Origin of the sequence: Levilactobacillus sp. LN180102, from assembly GCF_050106635.1 — a bacterium.
Taxonomy (GTDB): Bacteria; Bacillota; Bacilli; order Lactobacillales; family Lactobacillaceae; genus Levilactobacillus; species Levilactobacillus brevis.
Map to the genome: position 1 here is coordinate 1 of NZ_JBNIIX010000008.1, position 21,952 is coordinate 21,952.

16 protein-coding genes and 1 pseudogene are annotated in these 21,952 nt (G+C 46.0%); 4 read left to right on the forward strand and 13 right to left on the reverse strand.

Translation table 11 applies throughout. The annotated features are described in order from the left end of the window. The first annotated feature begins 96 nt into the window (after positions 1-96). On the forward strand, positions 97-363 hold the full coding sequence (locus tag ACP4IT_RS06145; protein ID WP_225350061.1) for a hypothetical protein: 267 nt from the start codon (positions 97-99) through the stop codon (positions 361-363). A 21-nt stretch (positions 364-384) separates the two neighbouring features. After that, positions 385-588, forward strand: a complete 204-nt coding sequence (locus tag ACP4IT_RS06150; protein WP_225350062.1) for a gamma-glutamyl-gamma-aminobutyrate hydrolase family protein — start codon at positions 385-387, stop codon at positions 586-588. Between the two features lie 195 nt (positions 589-783). Here the strand turns inward: ACP4IT_RS06150 and ACP4IT_RS06155 are convergent, their stop codons facing one another. Genes ACP4IT_RS06155 through ACP4IT_RS06165 form a run of 3 tightly spaced genes read right to left on the reverse strand, consistent with a single transcriptional unit; the run spans position 784 to position 3,761 of the window. Beyond that, on the reverse strand, positions 784-1,599 hold the full coding sequence (locus tag ACP4IT_RS06155; protein WP_011668823.1) for a carbohydrate ABC transporter permease: 816 nt from the start codon (positions 1,597-1,599) through the stop codon (positions 784-786). A gap of 3 nt (positions 1,600-1,602) precedes the next feature. Further along, a complete protein-coding gene (locus ACP4IT_RS06160) occupies positions 1,603-2,457 on the reverse strand; it encodes a carbohydrate ABC transporter permease (protein ID WP_011668824.1) in 855 nt (284 codons plus the stop codon). Between the two features lie 5 nt (positions 2,458-2,462). Beyond that, positions 2,463-3,761, reverse strand: coding sequence for an ABC transporter substrate-binding protein (locus tag ACP4IT_RS06165; RefSeq protein WP_011668825.1), 1,299 nt, complete (start codon positions 3,759-3,761; stop codon positions 2,463-2,465). Positions 3,762-3,888: 127 nt separating this feature from the next. On the opposite strand from ACP4IT_RS06165, the gene ACP4IT_RS06170 reads away from it, so the two are divergent. Beyond that, a complete protein-coding gene (locus tag ACP4IT_RS06170; protein WP_011668826.1) occupies positions 3,889-5,028 on the forward strand; it encodes an ABC transporter ATP-binding protein in 1,140 nt (379 codons plus the stop codon). Between the two features lie 242 nt (positions 5,029-5,270). Here the strand turns inward: ACP4IT_RS06170 and ACP4IT_RS06175 are convergent, their stop codons facing one another. The 8 genes and pseudogenes from ACP4IT_RS06175 to ACP4IT_RS06210 all read right to left on the reverse strand — a co-directional run bounded on the left by ACP4IT_RS06175 (position 5,271) and on the right by ACP4IT_RS06210 (position 12,910). Continuing rightward, positions 5,271-6,236 carry a beta-galactosidase small subunit gene (locus tag ACP4IT_RS06175; RefSeq protein ID WP_011668827.1) on the reverse strand — a complete coding sequence of 322 codons (966 nt, stop codon included), beginning with the start codon at positions 6,234-6,236 and terminating at the stop codon, positions 5,271-5,273. After that, positions 6,220-8,106: a glycoside hydrolase family 2 TIM barrel-domain containing protein gene (locus ACP4IT_RS06180; RefSeq protein WP_114684487.1), complete on the reverse strand. Its 1,887-nt coding sequence runs from the start codon at positions 8,104-8,106 to the stop codon at positions 6,220-6,222. The genes ACP4IT_RS06175 and ACP4IT_RS06180 overlap by 17 nt, the downstream gene beginning before the upstream one ends. Positions 8,107-8,304: 198 nt before the next feature. After that, positions 8,305-8,739 carry an Rrf2 family transcriptional regulator gene (locus tag ACP4IT_RS06185; RefSeq protein ID WP_011668829.1) on the reverse strand — a complete coding sequence of 145 codons (435 nt, stop codon included), beginning with the start codon at positions 8,737-8,739 and terminating at the stop codon, positions 8,305-8,307. Positions 8,740-8,775: 36 nt separating this feature from the next. Beyond that, positions 8,776-9,633 (reverse strand): SDR family oxidoreductase, encoded by an 858-nt coding sequence (locus ACP4IT_RS06190; protein WP_015474571.1) that lies wholly within the window; start codon positions 9,631-9,633, stop codon positions 8,776-8,778. Between the two features lie 256 nt (positions 9,634-9,889). Then, on the reverse strand, positions 9,890-10,903 hold the full coding sequence (locus tag ACP4IT_RS06195; RefSeq protein ID WP_225435050.1) for a MucBP domain-containing protein: 1,014 nt from the start codon (positions 10,901-10,903) through the stop codon (positions 9,890-9,892). Between the two features lie 33 nt (positions 10,904-10,936). Continuing rightward, positions 10,937-11,620 (reverse strand): annotated as a pseudogene (locus tag ACP4IT_RS06200) (lectin-like domain-containing protein); the annotation flags it as partial. A gap of 33 nt (positions 11,621-11,653) precedes the next feature. Continuing rightward, positions 11,654-12,022 carry a hypothetical protein gene (locus ACP4IT_RS06205; RefSeq protein WP_011668832.1) on the reverse strand — a complete coding sequence of 123 codons (369 nt, stop codon included), beginning with the start codon at positions 12,020-12,022 and terminating at the stop codon, positions 11,654-11,656. A 126-nt stretch (positions 12,023-12,148) separates the two neighbouring features. Next, positions 12,149-12,910 (reverse strand): helix-turn-helix transcriptional regulator, encoded by a 762-nt coding sequence (locus tag ACP4IT_RS06210; RefSeq protein ID WP_011668833.1) that lies wholly within the window; start codon positions 12,908-12,910, stop codon positions 12,149-12,151. Between the two features lie 414 nt (positions 12,911-13,324). Between ACP4IT_RS06210 and ACP4IT_RS06215 the strand changes: the two genes are divergently transcribed. Continuing rightward, on the forward strand, positions 13,325-14,230 hold the full coding sequence (locus tag ACP4IT_RS06215) for a hypothetical protein (protein ID WP_011668834.1): 906 nt from the start codon (positions 13,325-13,327) through the stop codon (positions 14,228-14,230). Between the two features lie 91 nt (positions 14,231-14,321). Here the strand turns inward: ACP4IT_RS06215 and addA are convergent, their stop codons facing one another. Beyond that, a complete protein-coding gene (addA, locus tag ACP4IT_RS06220) occupies positions 14,322-18,110 on the reverse strand; it encodes a helicase-exonuclease AddAB subunit AddA (protein ID WP_156646759.1) in 3,789 nt (1,262 codons plus the stop codon). Then, positions 18,094-21,699 (reverse strand): PD-(D/E)XK nuclease family protein, encoded by a 3,606-nt coding sequence (locus tag ACP4IT_RS06225; protein ID WP_011668933.1) that lies wholly within the window; start codon positions 21,697-21,699, stop codon positions 18,094-18,096. Before ACP4IT_RS06225 ends, addA begins: the two co-directional genes overlap by 17 nt. Positions 21,700-21,952 lie beyond the last annotated feature (253 nt).

Sequence of the window (21,952 nt, forward strand, 5' to 3'; positions counted from 1 at the left end):
AATCAATATCATATTTTTGGCCATATAGGATATCTCCAATCTTGATAAAGATATTCTATCAAAAGTTGTCCATGATTTATACTAACTCCATCTTTTATTGCTAATCCAAGCTTCCAGCAATTTGCTGCAAAAACTGCGAAGAAGGCTCAAATTTCATATACGCGAGCGGTAAGAACTGGCGGGGGAATAGATGGCAGTGAAATCCTTACTTACGAGGGGATTCCAACAATCTGTATCGGAATTCCAGTCAGGTATGAACATACTAATTATGGAATGGTAGCTTACCAAGATTTTGCTTATACAGTCAAACTAGTAGAAGAAATTATTACTGGATTGTCATCCGAAAAAATTGCAGCCTTTTAGAAAGAAAAAATTTATTGTCTAATTGTTAATAGTCGATACCATCAAGCAGCAAAAAATGTGGGCGAATACTTAAAAGTTACTGCAGCCGTTAAAAATGGGGTTATTGAAGCATTAAAATCAATTGATTCTCAGCAAGTGTTGGTTCTTCAAAGGCGCCCAGAATTTTTAGTCGAGACAAGTCCGCAAATACAAATTATTTTTACTGATTTGATCGTAAGATGTTGATTATAAATAACAAGCGCAAAGGTTAACAGGAAGGTATTAATGGTAAATTATGCACATAGTCTGAGTTTAATTATGAGTAATTAAGTCCAGAGGATCCAACTGCTGAATAATATGAACATTACAAAAATAGTACAAGAGACCAGGTCAGATTGACCTGGTCTCTTGTACTATTTTTATTTAGATTAAATCCAATCTTTACTTGATAGCTCCTTCTGTCACACTTGTCATGACTTGCTTTTGCAATAGGAGGAACAGAATAATAATCGGAACCATTGACAAAACAAGTCCGGCTAAGGCTAATTGCCATTGGCTGTTTGTTTCACCGAAGAAAGAATACATCTTAAGTGGAATCGTGTACATGCCATCTTTATTAACGACTAGTGATGGTAACAGGTAGTCATTCCATATTTTCATTGCATTCAAGATAACAACTGTACCTGTCATTGGGCTGACCGCTGGAAAGATAATATAAACAAAGGTTTTAAAAGGATAGGCTCCATCTAAAGCAGCAGCTTCGTCAAGAGTTTTTGAGACTCCTTGAAAAGCCCCATAAAAAAGAATAATTGAGAGGCTTACTGATAACCCGGTGTTCATAATGACCAGACTCGTTCTGTTAAGGAAATTAACTTTGCCAAAAAGTGAAAGAAGCGGGATCATAATTGACTGAAAAGGGATCAGCATAGTGCCGGCACAAAGATAGTAGAGAATTGAACTGAAAGGCCCTTTAACACGAGAAAGAGCATAGGCAGCAGCTGCCGAAACCAATGTGATTACAATGACACTGGCTACTGTGATAACTAAAGAGTTAAAGAAACTGCTTGTAAAATCAAGCGCCTGGTAAGCAGTTTTGAAATTTGAAAACGTAAAGTCCCGTGTAAACCATAACGGGTTTTGAAAAATTCCCCTTTTTCCCTTTAAAGCATTGATAATAACAATGATAAAGGGGTAGAACCAGAATAGGGCAATGATTCCAAAAAGAAAGCCAAGTAAGATTTTAGTTGATTTTTTCATCTTCTATCCCTCCCGCTTTCTTGAAAGTGCTAATTGAATAAAGGAAACAATGGTTACACAAAGGAAAAGGATAATTCCGGCTGCCTGAGCGTATCCCTGCTGGAAGTTTACAAAAGCAGTATTATAAATATACATCGAAATCATCTCTGTGGAGCGGTATGGGCCACCATTTGTAAGTGCTAAGTTTTGCTCATAGAGTTTAAACGAGTTGGCAAGTGTTAGAAATAGACTGATTGTAAAGGCTGGCGCCAATTGTGGCAGCTGGATGAAAAAGAAAATCTGGGTTGCTTTTGCACCGTCTAGAACAGCTGCTTGAATGGTATTCTTAGGAATTGCATTCAAGAAAGAAATATAGATTAACATAATATAACCGCTCATCTGCCAAACAAACAGAATTACTATCCCCCAAAAGCCTGTTGAAGGGTTGCTCAACCAACCTTTGAAAAAGTCAAGATGAAAAGCAGCGGCAATTGCCTGAAAAGCAGAAGTAAAAATGAATTGCCAGATAAAACCAAGTAGTATTCCGCCGATCAGATTTGGCATGAAGAAGATGGTTCTGAGTGATTTTGTGAGTCTGTTGTTGTGACTGGTGACGATTAACGCAAAAGCCAAACCGACTAAGTTAATTAGAATTACTGAAACAAAAGAAAATTTAACTGTTAGCCAAAAACTCTGCAGAAAGGTGGAGTCTTGAAAAAGGACTTCAAAGTTTTTCCAACCAATAAAAGAAGAGCGTAAACCATTGGAATCGGTAAAGGAATAATAAATTCCTATCAGAAATGGTACGACAATAATCAATAGTATAAAGAAAACTGCTGGTAAAACAAAAGCCAGATATTGATGTTTTTTGATAAGCATTTTTATCACTCCCCACTTTGGATTTCCCTGAGCTGTCGATATTTAGCCGATGTTTCCTTTTTCAATTCTTTCCAAGAGATCCCATTTACAAAATAGCGCTGTATATATGGCCCAAGTGCTTGGTTAGTAAAACCATTCGGGTACTGTTTGTGAACAGGAGATTGTGCGTTTTTGGAAGTGCCGATCCGATAAATTTGTTTAGAAAGATCATCAGGCAGCCTCGAAACATCAAAGTTTTTAGTTGCAGGAACGAAACGCATTTCGTTAATGATTACGTTCTCAGCTTCTTTTGAAGTATACATCCAGTTAATAAAATCTTTAGCAGCTTTTTGCCGCTTGGGATGATCTTTAGTGATTCCTAAATACCATGAGGAACCGGTCAAAAGACGGTCAGTACCATCATTTTTAACAAAGAACGGTAACATGCCAAGATTTTTTTGCACGTATCCCTTTTCCAGACCATCAAGCGTCGGAATAATCCAATTTCCTTGAGGTATCATAGCAACTTTACCATTGAAAAAAAGGTCTTGGACAGAAGGATCATACTTAACTGAAAGAATCGGTTGTACATTATATTTTTTTACGAGATCATAATAATTTTTCATTTGCCTCTCGTATTTCCAAGGGAAAGTTTTGCTTTTGAAAGCTTTGACAAGATTATTGTTGTACGGCAGAGAAGTAAATTGTGCTGAAACAGAAGCAATTGAACTGGTATCAGCTCCGTTAAAGCCGAAAACGGCATCGATTCCAATCTTCTTTTTTTCTGAATTGAGTTTTTCAACCGCTTTCAAAAATTCAGAATAGTTATTGATCTTTGAGGCATCAATCCCAGCCTTAGCGAACACAGCTTTGTTATACGACCAGCCATAAGCCTCAAGATCGACTGGAATTCCAACCATATGTTTATTTGAAATTCCACCGCTAACAAGATTTGGTACTATGTTTTTACTTGCCTTAAGATCTTTTAGATTAATCAAATGATCCTTATACCGATCTATTTCAGGTAGCCCGCCAAGCATAATAATATCTGGAGCTTCCCCAGAGGCAAACTTCGCTTGTAAAGCAGCGGCCCCACCGCCTTGACCTGAAGTAGTAATTTGGATATTGACGTTGGGATGTTTAGCATGATACATCCGCGCTAATTTTTGATATTGTGCGGTTATTTCAGGCTTTTGATTAAAAAAGTTAAGTGTAATTTTTGAATTTTTTTCCTTTTGCGAGCTAAAACTACAACATGTTAAGACAATTAATGATAAACTCAACATAAAAGTTAGCTTAGCGATTTTAAAAAATCTTTTTTTCATGTCTTCCGCCCCGATTCATTGTCAATTGTTTGTCAAGAGCACCATTCTTTCTTACCTAAATTTTATGTTTTTATTATGAATCACTGCAGAAACAAAAGCAAAGAATAAACTCGAGGAGGCGTTTCTTATGAGTAAGATTCAAATCGAACACCTTTATAAGCGTTATGATAATGCGGAAAATGATACCCTAAAGGATATCAATCTTGAGATTGATGACAAGGAATTTGTTGCAATTATTGGACCATCAGGTTGTGGTAAGTCTACACTATTGCGTTGCTTTTCAGGTTTGGAAGAAGTTACAAAGGGAAAAATTAATGTAGATGGAAAGCGCTTCGATAATATTCCACCGCAAAAGCGCAGCATTGCAATGGTTTTTCAAGATTATGCATTATATCCACATATGACTGTTTACAATAACATGGCGTTCAACTTAAAACTTAGTAAATTTTCTAAAAGTGAAATTGATTCACGGGTCAAGGAAGCAGCACAAAAGCTTAATCTCACAGACTATTTGGCTCGTAAACCCGCGCAGCTTTCTGGTGGGCAGCGACAAAGAGTTGCTTTAGGGCGTGCAATGGTGCGCGCACCTGAAGTCTTTTTAATGGACGAGCCGCTTTCTAATTTAGATGCGAAGTTACGTGTTTCAACGAGGCAGGATATTATCGAGCTACATAAGCAGCTTGGAACTGTAACGATTTATGTAACGCATGATCAAGCTGAGGCGATGGCAATGGCGGATAAAATCTTGATCATGCGAGACGGAGTGGTACAGCAGTATGGTAAACCTGAAGAACTTTATGATAACCCGCGTAACCTCTTCGTTGCTCGTTTTATCGGTTCTCCCAGCATGAATATTTTAAAGGGTACTCTTTCGAACAAGGGAATTTTTAATTCAGGTGGTGTAAATTATGACCTTAGTGAATTCGTGAAAAAAGAAGTTTTGCCAACGGATAAAAGAGAGATTGTACTTGGCTTTCGGCCTGAGAAAGTAACGCAGGTAAAAAAGTCAGGAGATAATGATACAGCTCCTGAAAATTCTGCACAAAAAGAGGGATTTTTTGTACTTTCTGCAAGTAAAAATCTGGCTGAATACATGGGCGGCCATACGCTTGTCTATCTAAAAACTAAAGATGGTGTTAATATTGTGACTCAAACGCCTAAAAGAATTCCTAATGATGATAGCCACAAAAAATTAGATCTTTATATTCGTAATTCTAATATTTATCTGTTTGATGCTAAAAGCGGTCTGACACTTCAAAATGGTTAGCTTTACCAGATAAGAAAGAAAACGGTTAAGTTGGAGAGAAAGATTTGCTTACCATAAAAAAGCAAAAACGTACTAATTTGCAATTTGCCATCAAAAAAAAACACTCCCCTTATCTGCTAATATCAATTATTAACTATTGCTTGTCTTTTAGTCAATCTTACCATAAAAAGTTACACTTGATTTGATAATTCGTCCGACAAAAAGAGCCCGGGAATTGATCCCTGACTCTTTTTTTTAATCGTTTAAACCGGCGTTGGCCCGGCAATTTCAAAGCTAAAGTCGTGGTCGCTGTCACCAGCAATGTGGTAAGGAGCTTCCGCATCGGAGCCCCAACTATCGATTCCCCCGACTCCGCGAACGGCGCCGTAAATCGTCAGAACTGTCCGGCGCGGCACCGGCAACTCCTCTTGGTGCGTCGCATTTTCTAATTCCGTTGGCGTATAGGGTAAGCAACTAAACGCAAAGTGGTGCTGCGTTTGCCGGACTTTTAGGCTAAAGGCATCGTGGTCAGCATCCGCATTGTTTTGTGTGGTCCCTCGTGTCACCGTCACCCACTGATTGTCGACGTGCATACCGCACTCTTGCGGCACCAGATAAGGGGTTACCGGCAGGCCAGCTACCTGGTGAATCCCTTTACGGCCACCGGCTTTGCGATCCGGATACGTTTCCCCAGAAAGTCCCTGGTAAGCAAATCCTAAGGCTGGCGTCGGCATGACTAATCGCAACCCCAGCGCTGGCAGTTCCGGCAAGTCCGCCTTGCCTGCATAGTGTACCGCAACCGTCATCGCCCCACTAGCAGCTACCGTGTAGGTCACCGCAATGGTTGTCGCTGGCGTCGTTGGTGTGGTATAGGTAAACGTCACAGCCACAGTTGTAGCCGTTTCGTGATCGGAATAGCGGTTATTTTCAGGGGCAATCGGTAACGGAATTGATTGGCCGTCAATTGCCACGCTAATATGATCGCAGCTGCTAAAGAGATCTGCCCCTAGCCATTGGGCCGACTTAGTCGAAAATCCATTGCCACGGTCATTATCGGTCGTGGCTCGCCACAACGCTGGCATCGGCGTCCGGTACAACCATTCCTTGCCGTCTTGCACCAAGGATTCCAAGCCGCCGCGATCATAGGCAAAAATGTAATGAAAACCTGGTCCGCTGACCCCTAACGTCACGTCACCAAAAATCACGTTTAACTTAGTCGTGTTGTCCATAGTAATAGTCCACCTCCTGTAAAGCTGGCTTGGGTGTCCGGTCAGCAAATAACAGCCCGTCACCGGAAAATTCATAATCAGAATGGCGATCGTCAAAGTCACCGCCATACCGCAGTACTGGCTGTCCCGTAACCTCATCTTTAACCCACAAGGCCTGGTCAATGAAGTCCCAAATAAACCCACCCTGATACATTGGGTATTGGTCAATCAACGCATCATAACTGGCCATCCCGCCCAGTGAGTTGCCCATGTCATGCATGTACTCGCAATTGACAAAGGGTTTCTGGGGATCGTTTTTAAGGTAATCTTCGATCGCACGTGGCGGATCATACATCATACTTTCCATATCCGAGATGCGATCTTCATAGACCCGATTACGGCACACCCCTTCATAATGAGTTAAGCGCGTCGGATCGGCGTGGTGGTAGAAGGCATCCATTGCCGCGATGTTATCGCCAGCATAGGATTCGTTCCCCAGTGACCAGAATAAAACGGCTGGATGATTCTTAAACATCTCATAGTTACTCTTGGCCCGATCAAGCACGGCTAACTGCCATTGTGGCAAGCTTCCTGGCACATTGTAAGACGGCTCCACAGCCCCCATTTTTTGCCAAGTTCCGTGCGTCTCCAAGTTATTTTCAGCCATCATGTAAATACCTTGCTGATCACATAAGTAATACCAGGCATCTTGGTCCGGATAGTGGCACGTCCGCACCGCATTGATATGGTTGTCGTGAAAAGTTTGGAGATCTCGCGTCATGTCCGCCATGGTCACAGCCCGGCCACGATGTGCATTCCATTCGTGGCGATTGACACCATTTAAAATTAATCGCTGACCGTTTAAGCACATGACTTTATCTTTGAGCTCAATGCGCCGGAAGCCCACTGGATAAGGGACGACTTCCACCACTTGACCAGCAACATCTTTTAAGGTAATCCGCAATTGGTAAAGGTAAGGATCGTGGTGATCCCACAGGTGGACGTGATCAATCGCGGCCGCCAAGTCTAACGTACTAGCCGCCGGTTGCTCAGTTGCCCAGACTTCTTGACCATCGGCCGTTAGTAGTTGCGCCGTCGCAGTCCCCGAAAGTTGGCTAGCAGCCGTCAGTTGCAAGCGCACTTTTAAATCACCTGTCTGAAACGCGTCATCTAAACCAGCTCGAATGGTCAGATCTTCTACATGCAGCGCTGGCTTGGCAACCAACCGAACACTCCGGAAGATACCCGAAAACCGGAACATATCTTGGTCTTCCAAAAAAGCGGCCGTACTATGTTTAAAGACTTCCACGGCCAATAAATTTTGCCCGGCCTGTAAATAAGGCGTCAGATCAAATTCTGAACGGCTAAAGCTATCTTCGGCGTAGCCCACAAACTGGCCGTTGAGCCAGAGAAACATGGCCTGTTCGACACCGTCAAATTCAATGCTAACCCGTTGATTGGCTAGCGCTGGGTTCAAGGTAAAGTGCTTGACGTAAGCCCCAACTGTATTTTGGGGATCCGTACTAAACATCCCTTTTTCTGGCTGATCAGCGCCCATACTGTAAGCCGGTCGTCGATAATGATGCCCCTCCCACGGATAGGCGGTATTGATATACTGAATCTGACCATAACCAGCTAGCTCAATATGACCTGGCACCGTCAGCCGATCAAAGGCTGAACGGTCATAATCAGGTTGGTAGAAGCCTTCAAATCGATGCACTGGGTCTGGCGCAAAGGCAAATTGCCAGGTCCCGTCGAGACTTTGAACCAGGCTACTGTGCTGCGCGGTGGCTTCCTCAACTGAAGCATACCCACGGTGATCACTGTGCGCTGGTAGTTGATTGATCCGAAATGTCTGCGGATCATCTAACCAAGTAAGATCTGCTTTCAAGCTACTTCCTCCTTTTTATAAAACGCTTACACTGACCATTATACCGAATCCGGGTTATCGAACAACCATCAAAGTAAATTGACTGCCCCCGTCCCGTTTAGATTTATACTTTTTTACACAAAAACCAGTACGACCAACACACTATGTGTATGGGACGCACCGGTTTTGAATAACCGTTTAAATTTTTATAAAACCCGATTAACTGACCCGTGCTTGTCGTAACCCTTGCACCCGATCAACAATGTCTTGAACGGTTAGTTTTGCTAGCTCGGCTTCGGCTGCCTGTTGGACACGGGCATAGGCCTCATCGAGTGCTTGCTGGATATTAGCACCCACCGGACAATCAATATTGGTCTGCGGATCAACATGCAATAAATCGTGATTCATTTCAACCGCGTGAAAGACCGCTTGTAACGTTATTTGACTCGCCGGTCGGGCTAGTCGTGGTTCGGCGGTCCCCGCACGACTCATCAGTAAGCCTGCTTTCTTCATTGCCGCCATTAACCGGCGAACAACACTGGGATTCGCTTCAACACTGTTGGCAATCGTAGCGCTATCCAATTGCCCAGTCGGCGCAATTTGCACGTACACTAAGATATGGATTGCATCACTTAACTTGTGAGAGTATTTCATCAGGTCCTCCTTCAACCACGACCGCCCCGGTAGACGCTACCGGGAAAGAATTTCGCGAATTGCCGTTGCTAATGGCGTCACTGGGCGTCCCAAAACATCAGCCAAGTCTGATGAGGTAACGTCTAATTCCCCGGCACGCATCATGATTTGCATACTAAGTAAAACTTCAACTAATTCTGGTGCCACACCGGCTTCACGCATGGCCTGCCGGTAAGTGTCATCACTAACCGCCTTAAAGGTAACGGCTTGGCTCGTCACCGTTTGTAACGTTGCCGCCAATTCCGCGTAGGTGACTGGCGTCCCAGCAAATTCATAAACCGGTTTAGGGACTGGCATTGTCATGACTTTAGCAGCCGCTTCGGCATACTCACGTTCCAACGCAAAACCAATTCGACCATCACCAGCCGCATAAACACTGTCTTGACCTTGAGCACCAGCCTGTAAATAGCTGAGCTCATTTTCCAAATACCAAGCATTACGCAAAAAACTAACCTGTAGTCCGCTAGCTTTCAGTAAAGCTTCAGTAGCCACATGATCTTTAGATAACGGTGACTGAGCCGTATCCGCCTTCGCAAAACTGGTGTAAGCAACATAGCTAACGCCGGCCGCCTGTGCCGCCTTAACGACATTGGCGTGTTGTTGCTGCCGTGAGATTGGACCACCTGGAACCGAAGAAATAAATAACAACCGATCGATGCCAGCCAAAGCGGTAGTCATCGCTACTTCATCCGTGTAATCCGCCTGGCGCACCGTAATACCAGCAGGTAAGAGCCGTTGCCCCTTTTCGCGATTGCGAACAACGGCAACGATATCACCAGCCGCAACGGTCTTCAACAGTTCTTGAATCGCCAATTGGCCAAAATGGCCGGTAGCAGCAGAAATCGCAATTTTCATTTAAATAATCTCCTTATTTTAACATCTGTCATTTTTAATACAACAATCCCATTGGAACTAATCTGGATCATCACAGTGTTACTTTATTAAGCACACGTAGAACTATAACCTTCTGTTGTTTTAAAGTCAACAGGTGATCGTCTTCTTTTATATCTATGTCACCAGTCAAAAAAAGCCCAGACGTGTTCGCACGTCTGGGTCTTCTTAACTTCTATTCTACTTACTCTCCAGCCAAAACAAATCCCCAAAGTAAACATTATGGTCGCGACCGTCGCCACCAAACTAGACTGCCTAGCCAACCACCAATAACCAATATCCAAGCCCACCAGTTAACTGTCGCCACATTTTCGTTGGTTTGCGGGAGGGTAACCTGCTTATCAGTCAGCGTCGTCACGGGATGCTGACTGCGTGAACGAATAGTGGAAACAATTACCCGTTTCGGTTGTTGACCACGCGTTGGGTGTTTCGTGGACACAGCCATTTGATCAAGTCGGGAGGGCCGACTTGGCACAACGGGCTTCGTCGGCATAGCTGGTGTTGTTGGTACCACCAGTGGTGTCGGCTTGACGGGAGTGCTTGGAATAATTGGTATTTGTGGAAGAACTGGCTCTGCCGGTTCGCTCGGCTTATCTGGTATCATTGTCGATGCTATCACTGACTGATAATACACGGTAAGGTCCAAATCTTTACTGGTTGTCGTTACCATCTGCGCCGCAATCTCACTCAAATTGCTATTCAGCGCATCAGTACTGACAGCCTGATAACCCTGTACATTCGGATTAGTAACCGGGCTAAATGTCGATGCTTCTCCTGGAATCCACCGAACAGTGGACGTTACCAACGGCTGACCGGCAGTATTTAACAGCAGTACCTCATTATTTCCCAGGGAATAATATGTGCTAATGCTGCCATTAGTTGGATATTTCACCTGTAAAAAGGTTATCGGTTGGGCCTGATAGCTGGGGGCAATCACTTGTTGCTGCTCGTTAAGGTAATGAATCATTTCATGAACAACCCGTGTTGTCGCATAATCCACTGGATTTTGATCGTACACATAGATAACCGTACCATTATCGCCAACACGATTCAGGTAACCATTGGCCGGACTACTAATCCCCGTAGTCGGATTGTCACCCATATTTACAAAATGATATCCCGAAATATCTAGCTGCGACGTCGCGTAGGTTCCGTTAACCACGGCCCCATCCGGATAGTTAACGGTGGCTTGCGCTAATTGTTGACCATTCAAATCGACGTACTGCACGTTCATCGTGGCCGCTTGCTGGAAATCAAAGCTTTCCAGCTTAAACTGCTGCAAGTTCTTAGCCCCACCGGTTGAGGCACTCACTACCATCGCGAAGGCTTGTCGATCAACTGGCGCTAACTTGGTCCAAGTTAACACGTGGCCATTAGTTTCCTCATAGGTCACCTGCAACGCTTGAACAGAATTAAAGTCCGTTTGAGCCCACCAACGATCATACGCATGCCCATCAATGGCTTTTATCTGCTGATCGGTGGTCGTCACGAAACCACCAAATTGCGCAGGATCAGGATCATTTGCTCAACCATAACCATTAGCATCCGTCGTTGACACTTGTGCGCCCGACCGTAATGCTTCAGGCATGTGTGCGCCGTTGTGCCATGTATCTAACTTCAACCCAAGCGCGTCAATCAAACCGCCAATTCCTAAGTTATCACCGGCATTACCAATATCCGTACTATTGCCATTATGAAAAGCAAATCCAATACCATCGGCACCACCCGTAGCGGAGGTTCGATTACCCAAGTTAACTTGCCCCAGTAAGGTGAAATTAGTACTAGCGTCAATTTTAGGTTTCAACGCAAAATTACCAACCTGATCATTTTTATCAGGTGTCACTGTGACTATCCCCGTCGGTTTATCGTAAGTAGCGGAGCCATTCAAATCAAAATACTGGGTGAAATTATCTTGATCAACATGAACATACGCAGGCCGCTGCGTGGCCATCACTGGCTTAGCAACTGGCGCTGCGATGTGCGACTACTGAGCCAATGGCGCCGTTGAAGTAGTAGGAGACTTGTTGACTGGAACCGTTGTAGAATCTGAACCCGTTACCGTTGCCGTCGGTCTTGACGTCACATCATTTGCAGCGGCGTTAGTTGGCGCTACCGCTGCTCCCGTAGTTGAAACATGATGTGTGACCGAATCAGCAACCGTAACCGACTGATCAGTTGTCACGTCCGAATTCGTGGCATGACTGATCGGCGTCGACACAGCATCAGCTGTCGTTGCTGGTGGTGCCGTGTCGACACCATCAGCCGCAGCTGGTAATACCGTTAATCCCACCCCAAAAACCAAAACCCCTGAAAATAACCATAGCCGTTGATGACGCTTCCACCCGCGTTCCATCGATAACTCTCCCCCAGATAAACTCATAACGTTCGTTTAGAGGCGAGTATACAGAATTTCTTTTCACCCGAACCGGAATTTGTACTTTAATGCAGGAAGATATATTTAAAAATACCGTGGCAAAATTCAATCCTTTTGCGAATTAATCTGTCGGTACTCTAGCGGTGTTTGGCCAATTTCACGCTTGAATCGCTTAGAAAAATCGGAGGTGTCATAGAACCCCAATTCCTGAGCAATTTGCTTGACGGAAACAGTCGTCGTTAGCAATGCTCGTTGCGCCTCGCGGATCTTCTTCACGTTGATATAGTCGCGAATCGACATCTGCATTTCATCACTGAAAGCCCGCTGAACCCCGACTGGATTACACCGCTGATTGACGTGATCTACAACTTGTTTGACCGTTAACTTATCACGTAGATGGGCACTCACGTAATAAATAATATCCAACGTTGATTCCAGATGGTCGTCGTAAGGTAACCCATCCTTCGCCGCTAGGTTGCCAAAGTCCTGAACAATTTCAATAATCCATGGTACATATCTGGCCGTTGTAACGGGTAATGTCTTAATTTGCCGATGATAGTCATCACGCAGTTGAATAAACTCGTATATAAAGGCATGGTTCTGAACTCCTTCAAACGCTAAAATATCAACGAGTCCATGCAGCTGTGCCCGCTTTTGCTGCGGTGGTAATTCATTTAATAAGAGACGCGAACGGGCCAAATTTTCCTTGGCAAATTGAATGCCCTCCGCAATTCGTCCAGCACGATAAAAGCGGATAAAATCACGTTCGACATATCCCAGCAATATTAGAGCCTTAGCTGTTTGATCTCGAGACCGATAAGTCTGCATATCGTCTAAATAGTGCGTGAATTGCAAATCCCATCCCATTATTCCAAACCTCCTCGTGAAATTTTCAGTGATAATACCCAGATATGCCATATCCTATCAAAAAAGAATCGACAATTCTATCCCCCTTATTCGCAGGTTGCACACTTATCAATATATGGTTAACTTATTATCACAACTTCTCTTAATAACCAATAACTTTGTGCATGACGTTATTTTCACTCGTTAATAGTTTATTTTCCAGTTAAATGCTCACCATCACCGCTACTCTACCGTAGTCAAACTGCTTTTTTGGTTGATCGATTGCGCTATAAATTTTCTGTAGTTTAAATGACTAAATTTCTCTCCACTTGCTCACCAATAACCCGGGTTATACGGCACATTTAACCAAAGCTTCCCTGCATCTTTACTGGATTTAAGGTATACTTTAAGAAAATCAGATTATGAAAGGAGCCGATGACCATCATTACGCGGATCATCAAAGGCTGTCTCTGCTTACTGGCCCTGGGGACTGTTACTGTTGGCAGTTTAAGCGGCCGTGCTCAAACAGAAAAACCCAGCGCCCTCGTCAAGGTCGGCGACTATCGTGCTAGTACGGACTTTTTAAATCTAAGCGCTTATTACCAAACTATCCGACCAGTAACTGTAAAAGTGGCCTACGTCTCCACCTACAAGACCCAGCACACCATCATGCAAAAGCTGACGTTACCGGCTGGACTCACAGTTGCCGGTAATCTCACCACTACCAAGCATGGCAGCTACTTGGTTCCCAGCTTGCAGCTCTATTTGGCTCGTTTGAGCTACCCCGCGCTGCAAAACAGTGCTAAGGCGAACTACACACTTGATCCCGGAACCAGTGCGTACTCACCACAGGCCACCATCTCAGACACCACTAAGTTGCGTGCCTTCAAGAGGGTTGCAGCTCCCGACTACATGCCGGGGTATAGCCATGGTGATCTCTACATCGGCGGTGCTAAAGCGGCATTAAGTCCGGTTGAACCAACCACTAAGAGTATCCGCATCACGCCAGATGGTTATGTCGAAGTGCTTAAATACGATACTAAAGCCAATGCCGGTTTAGGCTTCTACCAAAAACCCGTTAGCCTAGCTAAAATCGTCAAAACACGGTTCCACGATCCCAACCGGACCCTTTACTTGAATCACCCACTCGCAAGTGTCAAAACGAAGGCCATTACGCAAAATGGGCAGACTCGATACCGTTTGACCCTTAAAAACTTACACACGCCGCAGCATATTGCTGGCGATCCTGAAACGGGAACCGCTGGCACCTTTGATAGTCTTTATTCTATTGGCGGCACCACATATTACACCTTTATTGGGTATGACGGTGTCAGCAATTAAGTCTTGGCTAATCAATTATAAAAAGCAGGCTTTCCAAGAGTTCAAATACTCTTGAAAAGCCTGTTTTCGTTATCTCTTAGATTCGTTTCTACTATTCCGACAAACGCCGAACTTGTTGCTCAGGAACGGCCACTAACTCGCCAATTGCTAAGAGGTATAAATACTGGCCCACAATTGGTTGACCCGTCATTTGTTTTAACGCTGCGGCATACAGGTTTACCTGACCCCCATAGCGTTCCACGATCTTTTCAATACTGGCCGCTTGGTTCTGGGCATTCACGTGGTCCGTCTTGTAGTCGAACAAAATCACACCAGCCGGCGTGGTTAAATACCCGTCAATAATCCCGTGGACTAATACCTGTGAGTCGGTCTCTTGAAAATCTTGGAACAAGCTGCGAGCCGGCATCAACAATGAAAATGGCACTTCACGATGCAGCTGATCCGGTGCTGCTAAAACCTGCTGACCAACCGAACTGCTAAAGAAACGTAAAATCAATTCCGGTTGTATTCGTTGGGCCACTTCTGCCGTCAAGACTTGATCGGCAACCAACTGATCAATAACGCCCTGTACCCGGTCGAGTGTGGGGGTTACGGTCACATCTAACTGCTGCAAAACCAGGTGGGTCGCACTCCCAATTTCCGTTGCGAGTGGTTCACGGACCGTTTGTAAAAAGTCTGGTCGGGCAAAGTCGTGAGTGACAAATCGATGCCCCCCCACTTGACCGGTAGCGCTCGCCTGATATTCCCCAATCGTGGCGTTATCCGGGTCCTCAAACAGGCGCTTGGCCTCTGAGACAGATTGATAAGCTGTGGTCGCCGTTGCCGCTTGATGCGGGTATCGGAAATCCATAATTTGATGAAGCTGTTCAGTATCGACCGGTGGGGTCGTCACCTTAGCAGCTGTTTCGCTGGCCGCTTGTAACCAGTCAACCGCCGTCTCATTCACTCCTTGGGTTGGACCCAGGTCATGGGCCGTGACAAAGTGAACGGTGAAAGTCGCAGGATCACCCGCTAAACCAGAAAAGGTCGTGGTTCCCTGACGCAACTCAGCGGCAAACTTTGGATCACGCACCAAACACATCCCAATCCAATCAAGATAATTGGCTAGCGTATTTTTCTCACGCAGGGTGGCGTTTAAAACTAAATTGGGGCTTTGGTAAGCCTGTTCCCATGCTGATATTGCGGCTTCTTGTGTCTTGTGAGAGCCAACAATATAGACGCGCGATTCTGCACGGGTCAAGGCCACGTAAAGTTTACGCATTTCTTCAGCCAAACTGGCTCGTGAAATGGCTTGCGCCGTCACTAATTTTTGCAAACTGGGCGCCTTAACCCGGCTATCAGGATCTAAGTAATCGATCCCGATTCCTGTCTTGCCACTCATCACATAATTACCTTGCTGGTCTTGTTTATTAAATTGCCGCGACGCATCCATAATGAAGACGACTGGGAATTCCAACCCCTTGCTACCATGAATCGTCATCACAGATACGGCATCATCAGCGGCTTGCACCGGCGCACCGGCGAGGTCATCGTCACGTTCTTGAAGCCGTTCGACAAACCGGACAAACTGGAAGAGGCCCTTGAAGCTACTTTGTTCATAACTCTTCGCCCGTTCGTACAGAGCGTGCAGATTTGCTTGCCGCTGTTCACCTGCCGGCATCCCACCAACGTAATCCAAGAACCCCGTCTCCTGATAAATCCGCCAGATTAGCGTCACCAACTCATCTTGTTGGGCAATATCGCGGAATTCCTGCAACTGTTCAAGGAAATGACTGACTTTCTGGTACACTGCCTGCTGAAAGTCACTTGCCTGGTTGGGGACGAACGATCTCTGGAAGTGTAAAACCGCTTGGTAGTAATCCCCGGTCCGTTGATTGATTCGTAACAGCGCCAATTCGTTTTCATTTAAGCCAACGATGGGTGAACGTAGCACCGCCGCTAACGGAATATCTTGATAAGGATTATCAATGATTTGTAGTAAGGCCATCATAATTTGAATTTCGGTCGTCTTAAAGTAGTTCTGCGCATCATTGACGACGACCGGAATTCCTAAGCGACGTAACTCATCCGTAATGATCAGATTGTTAGTCCGTGTTGGAGTCAGCAGCGTGATATCACCGTAAGTCATTGGCCGTACCTGCTTAGCCTCACGGTCGTAAATCGGGGTCTGATCGGCAATTAATTGCTGAATTTTTTGGCCGACCATCAAGACCTCTCCTTGGTGTTTATTATCAACCTGGAAGGTCGCATCCATGGCTTCACTATCCGCGTCACCCGCGCTTTCCGGGGCATCTTCGGTCAGATACACCAGCAACTCAGCCGTACTCGTCACCGTATCGGGATAGTAACTGGCACCAAATTTCAGTTGCGCCGCCCCCGTATAATCAATCTCACCCAGCTCTCGGTCCATCAATTGCTTAAAGATCAGATTGGTAAAATCATCGACGTTTTTCATTGACCGGAAATTTTCTGCCAAAACAATCAGCTCACCCGCAGCTGCATCGGCTGCATACTGGTCCGTTTTCGTCATAAATAGCGTCGGATCAGCCTGCCGGAACCGGTAAATGGACTGCTTCACATCCCCCACCATAAACAAGTTGCCTTGCGGGGCAGGCTCAGCAATCGCCGTTAAAATCGCTTCTTGCAAGCCATTGGTATCCTGATATTCATCAACCATGATCTCCGCAAATTGGTGGCGTAACTGAGCCGCCACCTGTCGCGACTGGTCACTATCTTGCGTCAAAATGGCTAACGCAGCATGTTCCACATCGGCGAAATCTAAGACGTGACGACGCTGTTTTTCTTGCCGGTACGCCGTTCGAAACGCCGTCACCACCCGCGATAGTTCGCCCACTAATTCACCCGAACGGCGAATCGTGGTCATGGCCTGCTGCTCGTCTTGAATCAAGTAGGTCTTTTTCAAACTATCCAGTTGCTTACGGGCTGGATCATAGTAAGTCGTTTTCAATTCATTATAGATGGGATAGTCTTCATTAGTCTTACGGACCGCTGGCATCCGCCCCCACGCAAAGTCTTGGATAGCCGCTCGTAAGGCGTTCCAACTGTCTCCAGTAACCAATTGTTGGACCGCAGCAACGTTTTCTAATACGGCCGTCACATGCGCCGCTTGTTTATCTAAACCGGCTTGGTTCGCCAAAGCCTGGGCACTCGTCAAGTCCGCTTGTAGTTGCTGCAACTGTGACTGAAAGAACGGTCGTAAGCGTTGCTGATAAAAACTAGTGGTCATCAGTTGGTCGCTATCCAACTGGTAGGGTTGGGGCAGTTCAGCTAGCCAGGCCGTCGGATTAGGCGTTGCGTTGGCAAATGTATACGTTTGTTGGACCAAATCCGCCAGGCCTTGGTCATTGCGATCTCCCGAAAAGTTTTCCGTCAACCGCGCAAATAATCCACTGTCATCATTGGCATATAAGTCCTCACGCAAGTCAGCCCAGACTTCATCGCGCAGGAGACCATTCTCTGTTTCATCCGCGAGCAACCGGAAAACCGGGTCCAAATCAATCACATAATAGTAGCGCTGCAAAAGACGCAGACAAAAAGCATCTAGCGTACTGATATCGGCCACTGGTAACTGATTTAATTGCCGCAGATAGAACTGTTGTTGGGCACTATCCCCCTGACTAACTGCCAACTCTTGTCGAAGAGCGGTCTGAATCCGCTCGCGCATTTCAGCCGCCGCCGCTTTGGTAAACGTCACAATCAGAATTTGGTCAATCCCGACCCCCGTTTTCAGACGTTCAATGACCCGTTGCACCAACACCCGGGTCTTCCCTGAACCAGCTGAAGCCGAGACCAATAGATTATTCCCGGTTTGATGAATGGCTTGGTCTTGACTGGGCGTAAAACTAAATTTCGTGCTCATCAGTAGCCTCCTGTTCTTGTTCTGCGGCAATTCTTGCCATGACATCATCTTTATTTAGCGATGGCAAGTCCCGGTAATTATTTTCCTTAAGCAATGGATCAAACTGCATCACGGATTTATACGGCGAATACTGCAAGGCCGTTCGATTCTGCTCACGGAATGGAGCTAAATCAACCCGTCCGTCAAAGATATCGGTTGCGGCACGTTTGATGAGCCGTTCCGTATGCGTTAGCAATAAGTCAAGTTCATTGGAATTAACCAACAACTTGCCATAAGACGTAATTTTCCCTGTCTTGGTCCGACGAAGCCCGCGGAATAACAGCGAACTGCCACTATAATCCGGCGTTCCGAATAAGGTATCTAAATTCGTCAGTAAGTCGGGGTCATCTAACAATAACCCTTGATACTGCTCCGCCTTTAACAGTGAGGTCAAGGGATCTTCGCCTAAAACCTCAGCGGCCTTTAAAATGGGGTTTTGTAAGTGCAGGTATACCGCGCCGGCTAGCTCGGCATCCTTGGCGGTCGGGGCATCTAATAACGTTGGCAGATTTTGTTTCACGGCATCCAAATAGGTTAACATCTGCATGGCGCGGCCATAATAGGCTTCTTGGTAGCTGAACTTATGCTCAGAACTCTTATAATCAACGATCCCCAAATACGTTTTATCCTTAACCTGTACGGCATCCAACCGATCAATTCGACCACGAACGGTCACCTGACGCCGTTTGCCCACATCAAAGGATAACGCGGCCAATCCCCGCTCATCCCCCAACCCGAATTGAACTTCGGTCCGCTTGGGGCGTAGCTTCGTCCGTTTACTCTGTTCCTGAAGGGTCTTGGCCATTTGCCGCATCGTCTTCATCAACTGCTGACGAATATACCCCATCCGATGGGAACTCTCTAAGATCGCAAATTGCGGGTTCTCCGTGGTATCTAACAGTTTAGCCATCACTTCATCCGTCATTTCACGTAACTGCTGGTCATCTAGTGCCGCTAGATTCAGCTTCTGGTCGTTAACGAGCTTCATTAACCCATCCAAGGTGGCATGGAAGAACTCTCCGGTACTAGCGGGAGACAACGCAAAGACATCCCGCTCTTGCAAGTTCAACCCATACTTGAGGAAGTAAGCGTAGGGATTGGCATAATATTCTTCTAGCTTAGAAATGGAGGTATTAATTTTCGTGCCATACAACTGCGTCACGATGTCAGGCGTCAACTGGGTCGGGACATTTCGGTAACTCAAGCTCCCCAGTAACTTTGTGGTTAATTCCCCATAAGTCGGGTCAGTCCGTAACAAATTTAAGACGTACAGCCACGATCGCGACAAGGGAACCTCACGTAATTGACTATCGTGACTGGCCTGAACCAGATGCCGCAGCGTGGTACGCCGCGTCCCCACAAAGGGCAAAATCGCTTCATCTTCTGCCACCGGATTAGCCGCCGCTATGTCGATTGACAGACCAAAGTAATCCTTTATCCGCGCCACATATGGCGATAGTTGCAAACCACTGCGCGCATCATCACTCATCGCTGGGTAGCTGAAAATCAAACGCTCACTGCCGCTCATAAAGGCTAGGTAGTTCAGATAAGGCTCACCAGCAAGTTGTGTAGCGGCATCGTCTCGCAAATAAGTCCCGTCATCGACCTGTTGCAGCCGGGCACTTAGGTCTTGACGATCATTATCGGCTAACAACGTTGTCGGAATCTGGTTATCCGGCATTGTATCAGCCGTAGCTCCCATGATAAAGGTGATTTTGCGGTTATTGGCCTGAACAATCCCACTTTCCGAGATCACCACTTGATCTAGGGTTGACGGAATCTGGCTAAATTTCGCCCCGGCAAATCCCGCTTGCAAGAGGGCCTGAAAGTCTGGTAGCACTGTCGGTAAGTCGCCTAAAATCGTATGAAACTCGTCTAAAATATCGCAAAAAGCCGCCCATGTTTGCTCTGGTTGGCCTGCTTTGGTCAGGTCCCCAGCAGCGATCGCTTGGTCGCGCCACGTCATCAAACGCTCACTGACGCCGGCATTGGCCACAAATTGATACAAGACCGCGGCGGCATCTGTATACGTTGCGGCGACCTTTAAGCGGGCAAAAAAGGGTGGCAATGTTTGCTTCACAAACCGGCGAATGCGGTTAATTTGCGCACTGATTTGGTCATCACGGGTGGTCTGGACACCCCCATCGCCCACGGCAAACCGGTTATATACCCAATCTTTGTCTTGCGTCCACCAATGTTGGCCTTCTAACCCATTCTTCAATACAAAATTCTCGGTCAATGCCAGTGCCTGCCGATAAGCCGGCACCGCCATCAACTCGCCATCAGCATCACGGGGTAATAATAGTTCCGACTTCAACACCCGAAAGACATCTGCATACCGATAATTTCGGCGTTGAACATCGAAAAGCGCATTCAATAGCTCAACAAAGGGGTGATCTGCCATTCGGATATCGGCATCATCAAAGTACGGCACGGCTTGCGCCTGAAAAATGGGATCAATCACCGTCTGATAGGCATCGAGATGCCGCGTCAATACCAAGAAATCACGATAACGATAGTTGCCAGTGGCGACCAATTGCCGAATCTGCGTCGCCACTCGTGACACCTCAACGTAGCGGTTAGCCGCTTGTACGATTTGAATGTGGGTGGGTTTTTCGACCGCACTTGGCTGTGGTGATAAGGTTTGACTCGCTTGCCAATAGGTGTCTAAGGCCTGCAAGTCAGCGGATACCCGCGCCGTTTTAGCTTGTTGATCGATTAAAACCGGAACCCGATTGGCTTGGGCGACCATGTAGAGCTGCTGATAGAGTTTGGCCGATTGAAAAAAAAGCGTGGTCTTATCTGGTAACTTTTGTGGGTAACCGTGATCCAGATTCAACGCAACCGTGACACTGGCCGATCGTTGAATTAAGATGGCGACCAATTGGCGTTCTTGAGCGCTGAGCTGTGAAAAACCTTCTAAGTAGAAATGGGCATGCTGCAAGTCCACTTGCTGCTCTAAATAGGTCGCCAACTGGTTCAGCAGGTCGGTATTTTCCACAAACTTTCCCATCATTTGCGTTTCAAAGGCCTCATAGATTATCATCAAATCATGAAGCTTGGCTTGTAAATCCGTATTCGTTGTGTCGAGTTGCTCAATGGCTGACATCAAATCAGCCGCCGTGACTTGGCCCACCTTGAATTCAGCTAGTTGGGTCGCCAATTGGCTGACGAAACCTGGCCGATCCACTTCTCCTCTGAAGATCGTCAGCTCGTCTGCGTGGGTTTGGATAATCTGGTAAATCAACATGTTCAGTCCTGCTGGCGAGATCCGTGGGAGTTGGTAAATCGGTTCATTTTTCATGAAAAACCAGGCTAACCGAGTAAACGAAAAGACTTGCACCTGCGTCTGGGCAAATAAGGCCTGCTCCGGTGCAATTTGTTCCTTCAACGCTGACAACACATCGACTTCTGTTTCAAACTTGATATGGTTGGGAACCAAATAGTAACTTTGATCCGTGGGGTGCGCGGTTACTTGCTGCGCGAGCGCGGTCACCATTGGCGTGCGATGATCCTGCCCCGCACTTCCTAAAATAAATTGTAAACTCATCGGTCATCCTCCTTACGAAATTGTTCGCTATGTATGTGCTGTTCGCCTTTCGATTGCAGCAATCGGGCTGGAACCGACCTAAGCCATTGCCACTAACCTCCGGGCTGCTGTAGTGTGCGTAATAAGCCAAGGATTCAGCTTACCGTGGCTTCTAGTTGATTATATTCTAGCATAGCTTTAGCCGAAACGAACACACGTTCAACTTATCTTTGATAACTTTTCCAACTATTTCCCCCAATCCGTGCTACACTGG

Coding starts and splice junctions, on each gene's coding strand:
- ACP4IT_RS06210 (WP_011668833.1), bottom strand. CDS start 12,910: ATGGGATGGGATTTGCAATTCACGCACTATTTAGACGATATGCAGACT.
- ACP4IT_RS06175 (WP_011668827.1), bottom strand. CDS start 6,236: ATGGACAACACGACTAAGTTAAACGTGATTTTTGGTGACGTGACGTTA.
- ACP4IT_RS06170 (WP_011668826.1), top strand. CDS start 3,889: ATGAGTAAGATTCAAATCGAACACCTTTATAAGCGTTATGATAATGCG.
- ACP4IT_RS06225 (WP_011668933.1), bottom strand. CDS start 21,699: ATGAGTTTACAATTTATTTTAGGAAGTGCGGGGCAGGATCATCGCACG.
- ACP4IT_RS06160 (WP_011668824.1), bottom strand. CDS start 2,457: ATGCTTATCAAAAAACATCAATATCTGGCTTTTGTTTTACCAGCAGTT.
- ACP4IT_RS06195 (WP_225435050.1), bottom strand. CDS start 10,903: ATGAACGTGCAGTACGTCGATTTGAATGGTCAACAATTAGCGCAAGCC.
- ACP4IT_RS06205 (WP_011668832.1), bottom strand. CDS start 12,022: ATGGAACGCGGGTGGAAGCGTCATCAACGGCTATGGTTATTTTCAGGG.
- ACP4IT_RS06155 (WP_011668823.1), bottom strand. CDS start 1,599: ATGAAAAAATCAACTAAAATCTTACTTGGCTTTCTTTTTGGAATCATT.
- ACP4IT_RS06215 (WP_011668834.1), top strand. CDS start 13,325: ATGACCATCATTACGCGGATCATCAAAGGCTGTCTCTGCTTACTGGCC.
- addA (WP_156646759.1), bottom strand. CDS start 18,110: ATGAGCACGAAATTTAGTTTTACGCCCAGTCAAGACCAAGCCATTCAT.
- ACP4IT_RS06185 (WP_011668829.1), bottom strand. CDS start 8,739: ATGAAATACTCTCACAAGTTAAGTGATGCAATCCATATCTTAGTGTAC.
- ACP4IT_RS06165 (WP_011668825.1), bottom strand. CDS start 3,761: ATGAAAAAAAGATTTTTTAAAATCGCTAAGCTAACTTTTATGTTGAGT.
- ACP4IT_RS06190 (WP_015474571.1), bottom strand. CDS start 9,633: ATGAAAATTGCGATTTCTGCTGCTACCGGCCATTTTGGCCAATTGGCG.